11 protein-coding genes and 1 tRNA gene are annotated in these 16,292 nt (G+C 72.1%); 10 read left to right on the forward strand and 2 right to left on the reverse strand.

Annotated features, from left to right (window positions below; all coding sequences use genetic code 11):
• Positions 1 to 34: 34 nt before the first annotated feature.
• The 3 genes from ACOKM3_RS25400 (at position 35) to ACOKM3_RS25410 (ending at position 4,777) form a co-directional block, all read left to right on the forward strand.
• Positions 35 to 2,425 (forward strand): HelD family protein, encoded by a 2,391-nt coding sequence (locus ACOKM3_RS25400; RefSeq protein WP_426903340.1) that lies wholly within the window; start codon positions 35 to 37, stop codon positions 2,423 to 2,425.
• A gap of 337 nt (positions 2,426 to 2,762) precedes the next feature.
• The gene (locus ACOKM3_RS25405; protein WP_426903341.1) at positions 2,763 to 4,196 is read left to right on the forward strand and encodes an NAD-dependent malic enzyme; all 1,434 of its coding nucleotides are present in this window, start codon (positions 2,763 to 2,765) and stop codon (positions 4,194 to 4,196) included.
• A gap of 299 nt (positions 4,197 to 4,495) precedes the next feature.
• The gene (locus ACOKM3_RS25410; RefSeq protein ID WP_016645140.1) at positions 4,496 to 4,777 is read left to right on the forward strand and encodes an HU family DNA-binding protein; all 282 of its coding nucleotides are present in this window, start codon (positions 4,496 to 4,498) and stop codon (positions 4,775 to 4,777) included.
• Positions 4,778 to 5,030: 253 nt separating this feature from the next.
• Here the strand turns inward: ACOKM3_RS25410 and murA are convergent, their stop codons facing one another.
• Positions 5,031 to 6,371: a UDP-N-acetylglucosamine 1-carboxyvinyltransferase gene (murA, locus tag ACOKM3_RS25415; RefSeq protein ID WP_266710853.1), complete on the reverse strand. Its 1,341-nt coding sequence runs from the start codon at positions 6,369 to 6,371 to the stop codon at positions 5,031 to 5,033.
• Between the two features lie 249 nt (positions 6,372 to 6,620).
• Here murA and ACOKM3_RS25420 point away from each other — a divergent pair, with 249 nt between their 5' ends.
• The 6 genes from ACOKM3_RS25420 to ACOKM3_RS25445 all read left to right on the forward strand — a co-directional run bounded on the left by ACOKM3_RS25420 (position 6,621) and on the right by ACOKM3_RS25445 (position 14,417).
• Positions 6,621 to 7,190, forward strand: coding sequence for a YqgE/AlgH family protein (locus ACOKM3_RS25420; protein ID WP_389283253.1), 570 nt, complete (start codon positions 6,621 to 6,623; stop codon positions 7,188 to 7,190).
• Positions 7,191 to 7,232: 42 nt separating this feature from the next.
• The gene (locus ACOKM3_RS25425) at positions 7,233 to 7,532 is read left to right on the forward strand and encodes a DUF3039 domain-containing protein (protein WP_426903342.1); all 300 of its coding nucleotides are present in this window, start codon (positions 7,233 to 7,235) and stop codon (positions 7,530 to 7,532) included.
• Positions 7,533 to 7,647: 115 nt separating this feature from the next.
• The gene (locus tag ACOKM3_RS25430) at positions 7,648 to 9,297 is read left to right on the forward strand and encodes a beta-N-acetylhexosaminidase (RefSeq protein ID WP_426903343.1); all 1,650 of its coding nucleotides are present in this window, start codon (positions 7,648 to 7,650) and stop codon (positions 9,295 to 9,297) included.
• Positions 9,298 to 9,607: 310 nt separating this feature from the next.
• Complete coding sequence (locus tag ACOKM3_RS25435) at positions 9,608 to 10,507, forward strand: FAD binding domain-containing protein (protein WP_426903344.1); 900 nt, start codon at positions 9,608 to 9,610, stop codon at positions 10,505 to 10,507.
• Positions 10,504 to 12,078, forward strand: coding sequence for a (2Fe-2S)-binding protein (locus ACOKM3_RS25440; RefSeq protein WP_426903345.1), 1,575 nt, complete (start codon positions 10,504 to 10,506; stop codon positions 12,076 to 12,078). The genes ACOKM3_RS25435 and ACOKM3_RS25440 overlap by 4 nt, the downstream gene beginning before the upstream one ends.
• Complete coding sequence (locus tag ACOKM3_RS25445; protein WP_426903346.1) at positions 12,075 to 14,417, forward strand: xanthine dehydrogenase family protein molybdopterin-binding subunit; 2,343 nt, start codon at positions 12,075 to 12,077, stop codon at positions 14,415 to 14,417. The genes ACOKM3_RS25440 and ACOKM3_RS25445 overlap by 4 nt, the downstream gene beginning before the upstream one ends.
• A 60-nt stretch (positions 14,418 to 14,477) precedes the next feature.
• Here ACOKM3_RS25445 and ACOKM3_RS25450 read toward each other — a convergent pair.
• Positions 14,478 to 14,552: transfer RNA gene (locus ACOKM3_RS25450), tRNA-Cys, on the reverse strand.
• 186 nt (positions 14,553 to 14,738) lie between these two features.
• Here ACOKM3_RS25450 and ACOKM3_RS25455 point away from each other — a divergent pair.
• On the forward strand, positions 14,739 to 16,196 hold the full coding sequence (locus ACOKM3_RS25455; protein WP_426903347.1) for an MFS transporter: 1,458 nt from the start codon (positions 14,739 to 14,741) through the stop codon (positions 16,194 to 16,196).
• The last annotated feature ends 96 nt before the right edge of the window (positions 16,197 to 16,292 follow it).

Here is a 16,292-nt window from a genome sequence, read left to right on the forward strand (position 1 = left end):
TTGACGGCTGCCCAGCACGTCAGAAGGGGGCCCGGTGGCCGCTCAGGCTCCGCACGATTCAGCGGTGAAATCGGATACGAACCCAGGTGGGGACGAGTCCGCGGATTCGGTCCGCGACCGCGAGCTCGGCGTCGAACAGAACCATCTCGACGCCGTCTACCGACGCCTCGAAGAGAAGATCCACGAGGCCGAGTTCCTGATGGAGGACGCCACCAAGCGCGGCCAGGTCGGCACGCCCGGCGCGCTCGCCGAGCGCGACGCGCAGGTCTTTCGCGCGGGGATCCATCTCAACCGCCTCAACAACGAGTTCGAGGACTTCCTCTTCGGCCGCATCGACCTGCTCCAGGGCAAGGACGGCAAGAAGGGCCCGGACGGCGCGTACACGGCGCTCGAGCCGGCCGACGGCGCCGTCCGCGAGGACAACACGGCCGACATCGCCGAAACGCTGCACATCGGCCGCATCGGCGTGCTCGACGCGGACTACTCGCCGCTCGTCATCGACTGGCGCGCCCCGGCCGCCGCCCCCTTCTACCGCTCCACACCGGTCGACCCGGGCCGCGTGGTGCGCCGCCGCGTCATCCGCTCCAAGGGCCGCAAGGTGCTCGGCGTCGAGGACGACCTGATGCGCCCGGAGCTGACCGCGTACCTGGACGGCGAGCGGCTGCCCGCCATCGGCGACGGCGCGCTGATGGCCGCGCTCGGCCAGGCCCGCAGCCACTCGATGCGCGACATCGTCGCCTCCATCCAGGCCGAGCAGGACCAGGTCATCCGGGCCCCCGCCGCGTCCGTGACGTACGTCGAGGGCGGGCCCGGCACCGGAAAGACGGCGGTGGCGCTGCACCGCGCCGCGTACCTCCTGTACCAGGATCGGCGCCGCTACGCGGGCGGCATCCTGATCGTCTCGCCGACCCCGCTCCTGGTCGCCTACACCGAGGGCGTGCTGCCCTCGCTCGGCGAGGAGGGCCAGGTCGCAATCCGCGCGGTCGGCTCGCTGGTCGACGGCGCGGAGGCCACGGTCTACGACTCCCCGGCGGTGGCCCGCGTCAAGGGCTCGTCGCGGATGCTGAAGGTGCTGCGGAAAGCGGCGCGCGGGGCCCTGGAATCGGGACGCCCGCAGCAGACCGCTGCCCAGGAACAACTCGCGTTCGGCGACGAGGAACCCGAGACGACCGCGAAGGAGACCCCCACCCGGCTCCGCGTCGTCGCCTTCGGCCGCCGCCTGGAGCTGGACGCGGACCGCCTGAACCGGATCCGGCAGGCCGCCCTCGGCGGCACCGCCCCCGTCAACCACCTGCGCCCGCGCGCCCGCAAGCTCCTCCTCGACGCCCTGTGGGACCAGTCCGGCGCCGGGAGCCGGCACTCCGACCCCGAGCTGGCGGCCGAGCTGCGCTCCTCCTTCGACGACGACGTCACGAGCGAGGACGAGTTCATCCACTTCCTCGACGCGTGGTGGCCGGAGCTGACGCCCCGCGCGGTCCTGTCCGCCATGTCCGACGAGCGGCGCCTCGGCCGCTGGGCCCGCCGCATCCTCAACCCCGGCGAGGTCCGCAAGCTCGCCAAATCGTTGCGCCGCGACGCCCTCTCGGTCCACGACGTCGCCCTGCTCGACGAGCTGAACGCCGTGCTCGGCTCCCCGGCCCGCCCGAAGAAGAAGCGCGAGTACGACCCGCTCGACCAGCTCACCGGCCTCGAAGAGCTGATGCCGCAGCGTGAGGAGTCCCAGCGCGAGCGCGCCGAGCGCCTCGCCCAGGAGCGCACCGAGTACGCGCACGTCATCGTCGACGAGGCGCAGGACCTCACGCCGATGCAGTGGCGGATGGTCGGCCGTCGCGGCCGGCACGCGACGTGGACGATCGTCGGCGACCCGGCCCAGTCGTCGTGGTCCGACCCGGACGAGGCGGGCGCGGCCCGCGACGAGGCCCTCGGCTCCCGGCCCCGCCGCCGCTTCACCCTGACCGTGAACTATCGCAACCCGTCCGAGATCGCCGAGCTCGCCGCGAAGGTCCTGGCGCTCGCGATGCCCGGCTCCGAATCCCCTTCGGCGGTCCGCTCGACGGGCGTGCAGCCGCGCTTCGAAGTCGTACGGGACCGGGTCGGGGACACCGTCAGGGCGGAGGCCGCCCGGCTCCTGGAGCAGGTCGACGGCACGGTCGGCGTCGTCGTGGCGATGAACCGCCGCGAGGAGGCGGCCCGTTGGCTCTCCGGGCTCGGCGAGCGCGTCGTGGCGCTCGGCTCCCTGGAGGCCAAGGGCCTTGAGTACGACGCCACGATCGTGGTCTCCCCGGCCGAGATCGCCGACGAGTCCCCTGCGGGTCTGCGGGTCCTGTACGTGGCCCTGACCCGGGCCACGCAGCAGCTCACGGTGGTCTCCGGAGAGCGGGACGAACCGGACGCGAACGGGGTGCCGGATCTGCTCCGCGACTGACTCTTGCCCCCACTGTCTCCGGTGTTACCGTTGATGACGGCACCGGCTCGATCCAAGCCCCCGGGCCCAACCATCGTCCCTTAGAGGGACCACTTGCCGCGAGGCGAGCATGGCGGGTCGGTGTCATGAATGTGAGGCGAGGCCCACGTCACTTCCGTGACGTGGGCCTCGTTCTGTTCCCTCTTCCCGTTTCCCCCCACTTCTCGTATGGTGGAAACCACTTTCCAAAAGATGAATGAACGTTAGCTTCAAAACCCGATGCGACTACCACGTACTCACCGGTAGGTGGGACCATCGGACGGCAACAGCTACACGGTGAAAGCAGAGGAAGTCGGCCATGGCAACGGCGCCCAGCGTCTCCTACTCGATGACGGTCCGGTTGGAGGTCCCCGCGGGCGGTAACGCCGTCTCGCAGCTGACCACCGCCGTGGAGTCCTCCGGCGGCTCGGTGACCGGCCTGGACGTCACGGCTTCCGGTCACGAGAAGCTCCGGATCGACGTCACGATCGCGGCGTCGTCGACGTCCCACGCGGACGAGATCGTCGACAAGCTCCGCGGCATCGAGGGCGTCACGCTCGGAAAGGTCTCCGACCGTACGTTCCTGATGCACCTCGGCGGCAAGATCGAGATGCAGTCCAAGCACCCCATCCGCAACCGTGACGACCTCTCCATGGTCTACACGCCGGGTGTGGCCCGCGTCTGCATGGCGATCGCGGAGAACCCCGAGGACGCCCGTCGTCTGACCATCAAGCGCAACTCCGTCGCGGTCGTCACGGACGGCTCCGCGGTGCTCGGCCTCGGCAACATCGGCCCGAAGGCCGCGCTGCCGGTCATGGAGGGCAAGGCGGCCCTCTTCAAGCGCTTCGCCGACATCGACGCCTGGCCGATCTGCCTGGACACCCAGGACACCGACGCCATCGTCGAGATCGTCAAGGCCATCGCCCCCGGCTTCGCGGGCATCAACCTCGAGGACATCTCGGCGCCCCGCTGCTTCGAGATCGAGGCCCGCCTGCGCGAGGCCCTCGACATCCCCGTCTTCCACGACGACCAGCACGGCACCGCCATCGTCGTGCTCGCCGCGCTGACCAACGCGCTGCGCGTCGCGGGCAAGGACATGGGCGACACCCGTGTCGTCATGTCGGGCGCCGGCGCCGCCGGTACGGCCATCCTGAAGCTGCTGCTCGCGGCGGGCGTCAAGAACGCCGTCGTGGCCGACATCCACGGTGTCGTGCACGCGGGCCGCGAGGACCTCAAGGACGCCGACAGCGACTCGCCGCTGCGCTGGATCGCCGACAACACCAACCCCGAGGGCCTCACCGGCACGCTGAAGGAAGCGGTCGTCGGCGCGGACGTGTTCATCGGTGTCTCGGCCCCGAACGTGCTGAACGGCGACGACGTGGCCGCGATGGCCGAGGGCGCCATCGTGTTCGCGCTCGCGAACCCGGACCCCGAGGTCGACCCGGCGATCGCCCGTCAGACGGCCGCCGTGGTGGCCACGGGCCGCTCCGACTTCCCGAACCAGATCAACAACGTCCTCGTCTTCCCCGGCGTCTTCCGCGGCCTGCTCGACGCCCAGTCGCGCACGGTGAACACGGAGATGATGCTGGCGGCCGCGACGGCCCTGGCCGACGTGGTCACCGAGGACGAACTCAACCCGAACTACATCATTCCGAGCGTCTTCAACGACAAGGTCGCGGGAGCCGTCGCCGGCGCCGTCCGCGACGCGGCGAAGGCGGCCGGAGTGGCTGTGACAGGGGCCACGACCGCTTAATTACCGGCGCGTCGCGGTTTACGGGGCCTCCGGGCCCCATAGGCTGGCCGGGAAACAGGCCCCCCGGGCCCGCCCCTGCAACCGGCGCGGTGGCGCTTTCCGTGTGACCCCAAGGGGTGCCGGATTGGCTTTACCGCCGTGGGTAGGGGCAGGATGCCTCTTCAGGCGCAAGGGTCTGGAAGACGGACCCGGGTCCTGGGCCTGACCGAGACCCTGGCAGCATCAACTTTGCTGTTGCCCAACACGCGGCCTGGCCGCGTGGCACGCCTCAACGGCAAGAAGAACACGGGAGTACAAACATGAACCGCAGTGAGCTGGTGGCCGCGCTGGCCGACCGCGCCGAGGTGACCCGCAAGGACGCCGACGCCGTGCTGGCCGCGTTCGCCGAGACCGTCGGCGAGATCGTTGCCAAGGGCGACGAGAAGGTCACCATCCCCGGCTTCCTGACCTTCGAGCGCACCCACCGTGCCGCTCGCACCGCTCGTAACCCGCAGACCGGCGAGCCGATCAACATCCCGGCCGGCTACAGCGTGAAGGTCTCCGCGGGCTCGAAGCTCAAGGAAGCGGCCAAGGGTAAGTAAGTCCTAGGCGCAACGCCTTGGGGCGGTCACCCGGATTCCTTCCGGGGGACCGCCCCTTTGCGTTGCCGCCCAGGGGCGCGGGGAACTGCGCGCCCAGCCACGGTCGGGCGCGTCTGCCGGCAAGGTTCAGCTCTGTGGCCGTCGCGGCTTTTCGTGTGGTTGCGTTCGCGCAGTTCCCCGCGCCCCTAAAGGCAAAAACAAGGGCCGCCCCGGTCGACCGGGGCGGCCCTTGCCTACGTGGAGCGAGTGGCGGCTAGCCGAGGGCCTTGCCCGGGAGTTCGACCTTCGCGCCGAGTTCGACGAGCTTCTCCATGAAGTTCTCGTAGCCGCGGTTGATCAGGTCGATCCCGTGGACGCGGGACGTCCCCTGGGCCGCCAGCGCCGCGATCAGGTACGAGAAGCCACCGCGCAGGTCGGGGATGACCAGGTCGGCGCCCTCCAGCTTCGTGGGCCCGGACACGACCGCCGAGTGCAGGAAGTTGCGCTGCCCGAAGCGGCAGTCGGAGCCACCGAGGCACTCGCGGTAGAGCTGGATGTGCGCGCCCATCTGGTTCAGCGCGGACGTGAAGCCGAGGCGCGACTCGTAGACCGTCTCGTGGACGATCGAGAGCCCCGTGGCCTGCGTGAGCGCCACGACGAGCGGCTGCTGCCAGTCCGTCTGGAAGCCGGGGTGGACGTCCGTCTCGAGCGCGATCGACTTCAGCTGGCCGCCGGGGTGCCAGAAGCGGATGCCGTCGTCGTCGATCTCGAAGGCGCCGCCGACCTTCCGGTACGTGTTCAGGAACGTCATCATCGAGCGCTGCTGCGCGCCGCGGACGTAGATGTCGCCGTGCGTGGCGAGCGCCGCCGAGGCCCAGGAGGCCGCCTCCAGGCGGTCCGAGAGGGCGCGGTGCGTATAGCCGCCGAGCTTGTCGACGCCGGTGACGCGGATGGTGCGGTCGGTGTCCATCGCGATGATCGCGCCCATTTTCTGCAGGACGCAGATCAGGTCCTCGATCTCCGGCTCCACCGCCGCGTTCGAGAGCTCCGTGACGCCCTCGGCGAGGACGGCCGTGAGCAGCACCTGCTCGGTGGCGCCCACGGAGGGGTACGGGAGGCGGATCTTCGTGCCGCGCAGGCGCTGCGGGGCCTCCAGGTACTGGCCGTCCGCGCGCTTCTCGATCGTCGCGCCGAACTGGCGGAGCACCTCGAAGTGGAAGTCGACCGGGCGGCCGCCGATGTCGCAGCCGCCGAGACCCGGGATGAAGGCGTGGCCGATGCGGTGCAGCAGCGGGCCGCACAGCAGGATCGGGATGCGGGAGGAGCCCGCGTGCGCGTCGATGTCGGCCACGTTCGCCGACTCCACGTGCGAGGGGTCCATCACCAGCTCGCCCGGTTCCTCACCGGGGCCGACCGTCACGCCGTGCAGCTGCAGCAGGCCGCGTACGACGCGCACGTCGCGGATGTCCGGGACATTGCGCAGCCGACTCGGCGCACTGCCGAGAATCGCCGCGACCATGGCCTTGGGCACGAGGTTCTTCGCGCCGCGGACACGGATCTCGCCCTCCAGCGGGGTTCCGCCGTGGACAAGGAGGACATCGTCGGTGACGGTCATGAATCTCGCGTTCCGAAGAGAAGGGCAGGGCCAGGCTCAAGGGTAAGGGCGGTGCGCCCCTTATTCGTATGCCTGCGGGTGTCAGGGAGCGTCATGAGTTCGCTACAACACGAAGCGCGCCGAACAGAGCACAAAGCGTGACGGTTTTGTGAAGTGCGGCTCTTCCACTTCCCCGCGCGCTGAGCTGCGTTCACGCGGTTGTTGCGCTTGGCTCCCCGTACGGCGGGCAGATGCGGGATCATGTCACGCATGACCGAGGTGTCCTCGCTCACAGGGCGGCTGCTCGTGGCCACACCCGCCCTCGCGGACCCGAATTTCGACCGGGCGGTCGTGCTGCTCCTCGACCACGACGAGGAGGGCTCGCTCGGCGTCGTGCTGAACCGGCCGACGCCGGTGGACGTCGGGGACATCCTGGAGGGCTGGGGCGATCTGGCCGGCGAGCCGGGGGTCGTGTTCCAGGGCGGCCCGGTCTCGCTCGACTCGGCGCTCGGCGTTGCGGTGATCCCCGGGGACGACGAGCGGGAGGCTCCGCTCGGTTGGCGCCGGGTGCACGGGGCGATCGGCCTCGTCGACCTGGAGGCGCCGCCGGAGCTGCTCGCGGCGGCGCTCGGCTCCCTGCGGATCTTCGCCGGTTACTCGGGCTGGGGCCCGGGGCAGCTGGAGGACGAACTGACCGAGGGCGCCTGGTACGTCGTCGAGTCGGAGCCGGGCGATGTCTCGGCCACCCGTCCCGAGGGGCTGTGGCGCGCGGTGCTGCGGCGCCAGCGGGGTGAACTGGCGATGGTGGCCACGTATCCGGACGACCCCTCGCTCAACTGACCTCGTTCCGGGACCGGGCGGGCTTAAGTACCCTTGGCGGTTATGAGCACTCTTGAGCCCGAGCGCGGGACAGGTACGGGGACCCTCGTAGAGCCGACGCCACAGACGTCGAACGGCGACGGCGATCACGAGCGCTACGCCCACTATGTCCAGAAGGACAAGATCATGGCGAGCGCGCTGGACGGTACGCCCGTCGTCGCGCTCTGCGGCAAGGTGTGGGTGCCCGGCCGCGACCCGAAGAAGTACCCCGTGTGTCCCATGTGCAAGGAGATCTACGAGTCCATGGGCGCCGGCGGCGACAAGGACAAGGGCGGCAAGGACGGCGGCGGCAAGGGCAAGTAGGCGGCCCCCGCTCCCCTTTCCCGGTGAACCCCGGGCGTGCGGTGACGCATGCCCGGGGTTTCGCGCGTCCGCCCCACCATTGCGCGAATTGGTCCAGTCCTCTTAGCCTCCCGCCATGGAACTCATCCCCGCACCCCGCCGGCTGACGCGCTCGGGCGACGGGAGCCACGCGCTCGGCGAGCGCACCGGCATCGCCGCGGGGGAGGGGACCGAGGACACCGCGCGCTGGCTGCGGGCGACGCTCGGCGCGGCGACCGGCCTCGCCCTGCCGCCCAAGGCCGTGGACGAGGATGAGGATGAGGATGAGGGCGAGGGCGAGGACGAGGGCGACGTCATCGCCCTGCGCATCGACCCGTCCCTGGACCCGGAGGGCTACCGGCTGCGCGCGACGGACGCGGGCATCACGATCGAGGGCGGATCCGCGGCAGGCGTCTTCTGGGGCGCCCAGACGCTGCGTCAACTCCTGGGCCCCGACGCGTACCGCCGCGCCCCGCTCCCCGGCCGCACCTGGACCGTCCCGCACGTCACCGTCGACGACGCGCCCCGCTTCCGCTGGCGCGGCATGATGCTCGACGTCGCCCGCCACTTCACGCCGAAGGACGGCGTGCTGCGCCAACTCGACCTGATGGCCGCCCACAAGCTCAACGTCCTGCACTTCCACCTCACCGACGACCAGGGCTGGCGCGTCGAGATCAAGCGCCACCCGAGGCTGACGGAGCACGGCTCCTGGCGGTCACGGACGAAATTCGGCCACCGCGCCTCGGAGTTGTGGGAGGACAAGCCGCACGGCGGCTTCTACACCCAGGACGACATCCGCGAAATCGTCGCGTACGCCGACGCGCTGCATATCGCGGTCGTCCCCGAGATCGACCTCCCGGGCCACTCACAGGCAGCCATCCACGCGTATCCGGAACTCGGCAACAGCGATGTCGTCGACACGGCTTCCCTCCCCGTCTGGGACACCTGGGGCGTCAATCCGAACGTACTCGCCCCCACTGACAACACCCTCCGCTTCTACGAGGGCGTCTTCGAGGAACTCCTCGACCTGTTCCCGTCGACCTTCATCCACGTCGGGGGCGACGAGTGCCCCAAGGACCAGTGGAGGCAGTCGCCCACCGCCCAGGCGCGCATCAAGGAACTGGGGTTGGCCGACGAGGACGAGCTCCAGTCCTGGTTCATCCGGCACTTCGACACCTGGCTCACCGCGCGCGGCCGGCGCCTCATCGGCTGGGACGAGATCCTCGAAGGCGGCCTCGCGCCCGGCGCCACGGTCTCCTCCTGGCGCGGCTACGAGGGCGGCATCACCGCGGCGAGGGCGGGCCACGACGTCGTCATGTGCCCCGAGCAGCAGGTCTACTTGAACTACCGGCAGGCCCCCGGCGACGAGGAGCCGGTCCCCATCGGCTACGTACGCACCCTGGAGGACGTCTACCGCTTCGAACCCGTTCCTCCGCAGCTGAGCGAGGAGGAGGCGCGGCACGTCCTCGGTGCGCAGGCCAACGTGTGGACCGAGGTGACGGAGACCGAGCAGCGCCTCGACTACCAGGTGTACCCGCGGCTTTCGGCCTTCAGCGAGGTCGCGTGGAGCGAGCTGCCCGCACCCGGCGCACGCGACTTCGCGGACTTCGAGCGCCGAATGACCGCGCACTACCGGCGACTTGACGCCCTCGGCGTCGCCTACCGGCCCCCGGGCGGCCCGTTGCCCTGGCAGCGGCGCCCAGGGGTGCTCGGACGTCCCTTCGAAGGGGAACCCCCGAACGTGTGAGCTTGTGCGGCGGCGGGGTGCGCCCGGCACCGCGCACCTCACCTCATACGTAGGCACAGAACGGCAATTCGCTCCCACAGGTGATCTGGTGCGATATCGGTCATCCGTGAGGTGGAAGGGGCGAATGCCTCCTACCGGACCCCCTATCCAGGCCGGAGGGAAGATGTGCCAGAGTTGCCACGTCCGGCCTGTCAGCACGTACCGTACGGCGGAACAGGCGTAACGGCGGGAACGGCGGTCACGCGCGGACCACGCGGGGACCGGCGCCGTTGCCAGGCACGCGGCCGGACATCGGGAAGGGGCAGCCGGTTTGACCACGCACGCACCGCAGGCGACGACACAAGCCGCGGTACTTCCGGGTTCGCTGGACGAGGCCGTCGCGGCGCTCGCCGCCATGCCCGCCGCCGTACCGGTGGCCGGGGGCACGGACCTCATGGCCCAGGTCAACGCGGGGGGACTGCGCCCCGCCGCCCTCGTCGGGCTCGGCCGGATCAGCGAGATCCGCGGCTGGCAGTACCAGGACGGGAACGCGCTGCTCGGCGCGGGCCTCACCCACGCGCGCATCGGCCGCCCCGACTTCGCCGCGCTGATCCCCGGCCTCGCCGCCGCCGCGCGGGCCGCGGGCCCGCCCCAGATCCGCAACGCCGCCACGCTCGGCGGCAACATCGCCTCCGGCGCCCCGGCGAACGACACGCTGCCCGTACTGGCCGCGCTGGAAGCCACGTTGATCATCGCGGGGCAGGGCGGTGCGAGACGCGAAGTGCCGGTCTCGCACCTGCTGGCCGGCATGGAGATGCTCGCTCCGGGCGAGTTGATCGGGTTTGTGCGGGTTCCGCTGCTGCATGCGCCGCAGGTCTTCCTGAAGGCGACCGGGCGTACGGGCCCCGGCCGCGCCATGGCCTCCGTCGCGCTCGTCCTCGACCCGGCGCGGCGCGGGGTGCGCTGCGCCGTCGGGGCCATCGCGCCGATGCCGCTGCGGCCCCTGGAGGCCGAGCAGTGGGTGGCCTCGCTCATCGACTGGGACGGCAATCGCGGCGCCCTCGTGCCGGAGGCCGTGCACGCCTTCGGTGAATACGTCGCCGCGGCCTGCGTCCCCGACCCGGAGCCCGCGCCGGACGGCACGCAGCAGCAGTTGCCGCCCGCCGTACTGCATCTGCGGCGCACCGTCGCCGTGCTGGCCCGACGTGCACTTGGGAGGGCGCTGTCGTGACGAACGAGTACCCCGGACCCGACGGCTGGGAGCCGGTGCCCCAGGGTGAGTACGACTCCGACGCCACGGCCTTCGTACAGCTGCCCCCCGAGGGCTTCCCGGACGCGGCACCGCTGGAGGCGCCGGGCCACGGCTACGTGCCGCCGCCGATAACGGTGAGCCCGGCCACGGGTGCGGCCGCGACCGATCCCGCGGCGACCGGGGTGTGGATGCTGCCGGAGAACCTGGTCGGGCCGGGCACCTCCGGCGGTGGGGCGGGTGACGCCGTCGCGGCCGAGCCGGTGGAGCAGGCGCCGCATCACGGGCAGACCGGGCAGTGGTCGATTCCGCTGGCCGGGGGTGAACTCCCGGACGAATCCGGGGAGTTCACCGCGTCCACGATGGCTCAGCAGTGGGGTGGGCACCACACGCCGCCGGCGACGTTGCCGGGGGGTGCGCCTGCGCCGTGGGCGGCGGTACCGGGTGTTGAGGCGGAGCCCTCGCTCGTCTCCCCGGAGCGGTCGACCGGGCCTGCGTCGCGGGGCTCTGCCCCGGACCCCGCGCCTCAAACGCCGGCGGGGCTGGATATGGCTCAATCGCCGGTAGAGGTGGATGTACCGGCAGGCCCTGATGGCCACGAGGCCGTCGCCCCGGCCCCCGAGGCAGAGGCCGGCATCGCCCCGGGGGTTCCCGAGGTCGAGGTCGACGGCGCCCCGGACGGGCCGGAGGCCGAGAGGGACAGCGTCCCGCAGGGACCGGAGGCAGAGGCCGACAGTGTCCCGCAGGGACCGGAGGTGCCGGAGGACGACGCTGCCGCTCGTCCTCCGCTCCACGACGACCACCCCCTCGCCAGCTACGTCCTGCGGGTCAACGGTGCGGATCGGCCCGTCACGGACGCCTGGATCGGGGAGTCGCTGCTGTACGTGCTGCGGGAGCGACTCGGGCTCGCGGGGGCCAAGGACGGCTGCTCGCAGGGCGAGTGCGGCGCGTGCAACGTGCAGGTGGACGGCCGTCTCGTCGCCTCCTGCCTGGTGCCCGCTGCGACCACCGCGGGCAGCGAGGTCCGTACGGTCGAGGGACTCGCCACCGACGGCCGCCCCTCGGACGTGCAGCGGGCGCTGGCCGCCTGCGGGTCGGTGCAGTGCGGCTTCTGCGTCCCCGGCATGGCGATGACGGCGCACGACCTCCTGGAGGGCAACCCGAACCCGACCGCCCTGGAGACCCGCCAGGCGCTGTGCGGCAACCTGTGCCGCTGCTCCGGCTACCGGGGCGTCGTGGACGCGGTGCGCCAGGTGGCCGAGGAGCGCCGGGCCGCGGCCGATGCCGCGAGCGAGTCCTCGTCGGCCGAGGGCGGCGCGGAAGAGCCGCTGATCCCGCGCCAGGCGGGCCCGGTGACGAGCGAGGACATCCAGGGCGACGCGAAGCCGCGGAGCGACCAGGCCACGCAGGGCTTCCAGAGCCCGCAGGGTTTCCAGAACCCGGTGGACCTCCCGCGTCCCCAGGGTTTCCAGAACCCGGCTGACGTCCCCCGTCCCCAGGGCTTCCAGAACCCCGAGAACCCGCAGGACTTCCCGGACGGAGGCCAGGCATGACGAACGAGACGGCCACGACCTCCACGGCCCCCGCCGCTCCGGAAGCGGAGAGCTTCCCGCACGGCCTCGGCACGTCGCTCCCCTCGGCGGAGGCGCACGCCAAGGCGGAGGGCACGTTCCCGTACGCCGCCGACCTGTGGGCCGAGGGCCTGCTCTGGGCGTCGATCCTGCGCTCCCCGCACGCGCACGCGCGCGTGGTGAGCATCGACACCAGCCACGCGCGCGAGATGCCCGGCGTCCTCGCGGTCGTCACGCACGAGGACGTCCCCGGCGGCCCGTTGGCGGGACACCGCGCGTCGGACCGCCCGATGTTCGCCTCCGAAGTGGTGCGTCACCACGGGGAGGCGCTCGCGGCCGTGGCGGCCGACCACCCGGACACGGCGCGCATGGCCGCGGCCGCGATCATCGTCGAGTACGAGGTCCTCGACCCGGTCACGGACCCCGAGCAGTCCTTCGGCGCCGAGCCCCTGCACCCCGACGGCAACCTGATCCGCCACATCCCGCTCCAGCACGGCGACGCCGAGGCGACCGGCGAGGTCATCGTCGAGGGCCTCTACCGCATCGGCCGCCAGGACCCGGCGCCGATCGGCGCGGAGGCGGGCCTCGCGGTGCCCCGCCCCGACGGCGGCGTCGAGCTGTACATCGCTTCCACCGACCCGCACGGCGACCGCGATCTGGCCGCAGCCCGCTACGGCCTGGAGCGCGAGCGCGTGAAGGTCGTCGTCACCGGCGTGCCCGGCGCGACGGCCGACCGGGAGGACCCGAGCTTCCACCTCCCGCTGGGCCTGCTCGCCCTGCACACCGGCTGCCCGGTCAAGCTGGCGGCGTCCCGCGAGGAGTCCTTCCTCGGTCACCCGCACCGCCACCCCACCCTCCTGCGCTACCGCCACCACGCGGACGCGGACGGCCGGTTGGTCAAGGTGGAGGCCCAGATCCTGCTCGACGCGGGCGCCTACGCGGACACGTCGTCCGACGCGCTCGCTGCCGCGGTCTCCTTCGCCTGTGGCCCCTACGTAGTGCCGCACGCCTCCATCGAGGGCTGGGCGGTACGGACGAACAACCCGCCCTCGGGACACGTACGGGGAGAGGGCGCGCTCCAGGTCTGCGCCGCGTACGAGGCGCAGATGGACAAGCTCGCGAAGAAGCTGGGCGTCGACCCGGCCGAACTGCGCCTGCGCAACGTCCTGGCGACCGGTGACATCCTCCCGACGGGGCAGACGGTGACGTGCCCGGCCCCCGTGGCCGAACTGCTGACCTCCGTAAGGGACTTCCCGCTGCCGCCGCTGCCCAAGGACTCCCCGGAGGAGGACTGGCTGCTCCCCGGCGGGCCCGAGGGCGTCGGGGAACCGGCCGCGATCCGCCGCGGTGTCGGCTACGGCGTCGGCATGGTGCACATGCTGGGCGCGGAGGGCGCGGACGAGGTCTCCACGGCCACGGTGAAGGTCCAGGGCGGCGTCGCGACGGTCATCTGCGCCGCCGTGGAGACGGGCCAGGGCTTCGCCACGCTCGCCCGCCAGATCGTCCAGGAGACGCTCGGCGTGGAAGAAGTGCATGTGGCGCCGGTGGACACCGACCAGCCGCCGGCGGGCCCCGGCTGCCGGGGCCGGCACACGTGGGTGTCGGGCGGAGCGGTCGAGCGGGCGGCCAAGATGGTCCGCACCCAGCTCCTCCAGCCCCTGGCGCACAAGTTCGGCATGTCCACGGAGCTGCTCCAGATCGCGGACGGCAAGATCACGTCCTACGACGGCGTGCTCTCGACGACCGTCGAAGAGGCCATGGACGGCAAGGAGTTGTGGGCCACGGCGCAGTGCCGCCCGCACCCCACGGAGCCGCTCGACGCCTCGGGCCAGGGCGACGCCTTCGTCGGCATGGCCTTCTGCGCGATCCGCGCGGTGGTGGACGTGGACGTCGAGCTCGGCTCGGTGCGTGTCGTCGAACTCGCGGTCGCCCAGGACGTCGGCCGCATCCTCAACCCCGCCCAGCTCGCGGCCCGTATCGAGGCGGGCGTCACCCAGGGCGTGGGCGCGGCCCTCACGGAGAACCTCCGCACCCCGAAGGGCATCGTCCGCCGCCCCGACCTGACCGGGTACGCCCTGCCCACCTCGCTCGACGCCCCCGAGATCCACATCGTCAACCTGGTCGAGGAGCGCGACGTGGTCGCCCCCTTCGGCGCGAAGTCCGCGAGCGCGGCCCCCGTCGTCGCGTCCCCGGCGGCGGTCGCCTCGGCGGTCCGCGCTGCGACCGGCCGCCCCGTCAACCGGCTGCCGATCAGGCCGCAGGCGGCGGTGGTCACGGACGCGCCGGCTCCGGGAGCGGTCGTGGCGGACGCGACCGGCTGAGGCCGCACCCCGTGCACGACGAAGGGGCGCCCCGCTTCATGCGGGGCGCCCCTTCGTGCGTGGAGGCCGTGACCGGAATCGAACCGGTGTGCTTCGCTTTGCAGGCGAATCCCTAAACCACTCGGGCACACGGCCAAGCTGCGCCTCACGCTACGGGCACGCGATCACCGGCCTCAAGCCTTCCGGGCGCCCTGCAATGCGACTGCCATACGCCGTTCATGATGCGGCGCACGCGGCGCCCGGACCTACGACCAACGGACGACCCGAGAACCCGTCTCACGACAGGGGTCAGGACCCCCTACGCCCCTTACCCTGAACCGCATGGCCGCCCTCGAAGACGTCACCGACGACGTCCCCACCCACCCCGCCCGCACCGCCCCCTCCGAGACCGAAGGTGTCCTCGGCCGCACCTATCGCGCGCTCAGCATCGGCATCGTCACCGTCGTGCTGCTCATCGCCTTCGAGGCGACCGCCGTCGGGACGGCAATGCCCGTGGCCGCACGGGAGTTGGACGGGGTGTCGCTGTACGCGTTCGCGTTCTCCGGCTTCTTTACAACCAGCCTGTTCGGGATGGTGCTCGCCGGGCAGTGGGCCGACCGGAGCGGGCCGCTGGGCCCCGTCACGGCCGGGATCGGGTCCTTCGCCGCGGGGCTGCTGCTCGCCGGGACCGCGGGCGGCATGTGGATGTTCATCGCCGGACGGGCCGTGCAGGGGCTCGGCGGCGGCCTGGTGATCGTCGGGCTCTACGTGGTCGTCAGCCGCGCCTACCCGGAGCGGCTGCGGCCCGCGATCATGGCGGCGTTCGCGGCGAGCTGGGTCGTGCCGTCGATCGTCGGGCCGCTGGCGTCCGGGGCCGTGACCGAGCACATCGGCTGGCGATGGGTGTTCCTCGGGATCCCCGTGCTCGTCGTGCTGCCGCTCGCGCTCGCCCTTCCCGAGGTGCGGCGGCGGGCCGGCGGGCCGCCCGAGGGGACGGCGCCCGCGCGCTTCGACCGGCGGCGCATCCGCCTCGCCCTCGGCATCTCGCTCGGCGCGGGCCTCCTCCAGTACGCCGCCCAGGATCTGCGGCCGCTGTCCCTGCTGCCCGCGGCCGTCGGCGTCGCCCTCCTCGTGCCGTCCGTGCTCGGGCTGCTGCCGAAGGGCACGTACCGGGCCGCGCGCGGGCTGCCGTCCGTGGTGCTGCTGCGCGGGATCTCGGCGGGGTCGTTCATCGCGGCCGAGTCCTTCGTGCCGCTGATGCTGGTGACGCAGCGGGGCGTGAGCCCCACCCTCGCCGGGTTCTCGCTCGCCGCGGGCGGCGGGACCTGGGCGTTCGGCTCGTGGCTGCAGTCCCGGCCGCGGGTCGAGCCGTACCGGGAGCGGCTCGTCGCCGGGGGCATGGTGCTGGTCGCCGCGGCCGTCGCCGTCGCGCCGAGCGTGCTGATCCCGGCCGTGCCCGTGTGGACGGTGGCGGTCGCCTGGGCCTTCGGCTGCCTGGGGATGGGGCTCGTGATCTCGTCCACGTCCGTGCTGCTGCTGCAGCTGTCCGCGCCCGAGGAGGCCGGGACGAACTCCGCCGCGCTCCAGATCTCCGACGGCCTCTCCAACGCGCTGCTGCTCGCCGTGGGCGGCGCGGCCTTCGCGGCGCTCGGCGGGGGAGCGGTGGGCGCGGCGGGCCACGGAGCCGCACAGGGGGCCGGGGGCTCGCATCCGGCCGCGTTCGTCGCCGTGTTCCTGCCGATGGCGGCCGTCGCGCTCGTGGGCGTGTGGGTGGCTTCGCGGCTGCGTGTGCACCGGTGACGTAGCCCTGACTCCGCGTAGAAGTGACGCAGAAGTCGACGCGCCGGGGCGCCAGTTGATCTGTGACACACGTCCCAACCACGCCGTCCCCGGCCT

The sequence above is a fragment of the Streptomyces nidicola genome, assembly GCF_050106155.1.
Lineage (GTDB): Bacteria > Actinomycetota > Actinomycetes > Streptomycetales > Streptomycetaceae > Streptomyces.

Bases quoted from the DNA above. Each gene is read 5' to 3' on its own strand.
- ACOKM3_RS25405 (WP_426903341.1), top strand. From the start codon at position 2,763: ATGGCAACGGCGCCCAGCGTCTCCTACTCGATGACGGTCCGGTTGGAG.
- ACOKM3_RS25455 (WP_426903347.1), top strand. From the start codon at position 14,739: ATGGCCGCCCTCGAAGACGTCACCGACGACGTCCCCACCCACCCCGCC.
- murA (WP_266710853.1), bottom strand. From the start codon at position 6,371: ATGACCGTCACCGACGATGTCCTCCTTGTCCACGGCGGAACCCCGCTG.
- ACOKM3_RS25420 (WP_389283253.1), top strand. From the start codon at position 6,621: ATGACCGAGGTGTCCTCGCTCACAGGGCGGCTGCTCGTGGCCACACCC.
- ACOKM3_RS25410 (WP_016645140.1), top strand. From the start codon at position 4,496: ATGAACCGCAGTGAGCTGGTGGCCGCGCTGGCCGACCGCGCCGAGGTG.
- ACOKM3_RS25445 (WP_426903346.1), top strand. From the start codon at position 12,075: ATGACGAACGAGACGGCCACGACCTCCACGGCCCCCGCCGCTCCGGAA.
- ACOKM3_RS25425 (WP_426903342.1), top strand. From the start codon at position 7,233: ATGAGCACTCTTGAGCCCGAGCGCGGGACAGGTACGGGGACCCTCGTA.
- ACOKM3_RS25430 (WP_426903343.1), top strand. From the start codon at position 7,648: ATGGAACTCATCCCCGCACCCCGCCGGCTGACGCGCTCGGGCGACGGG.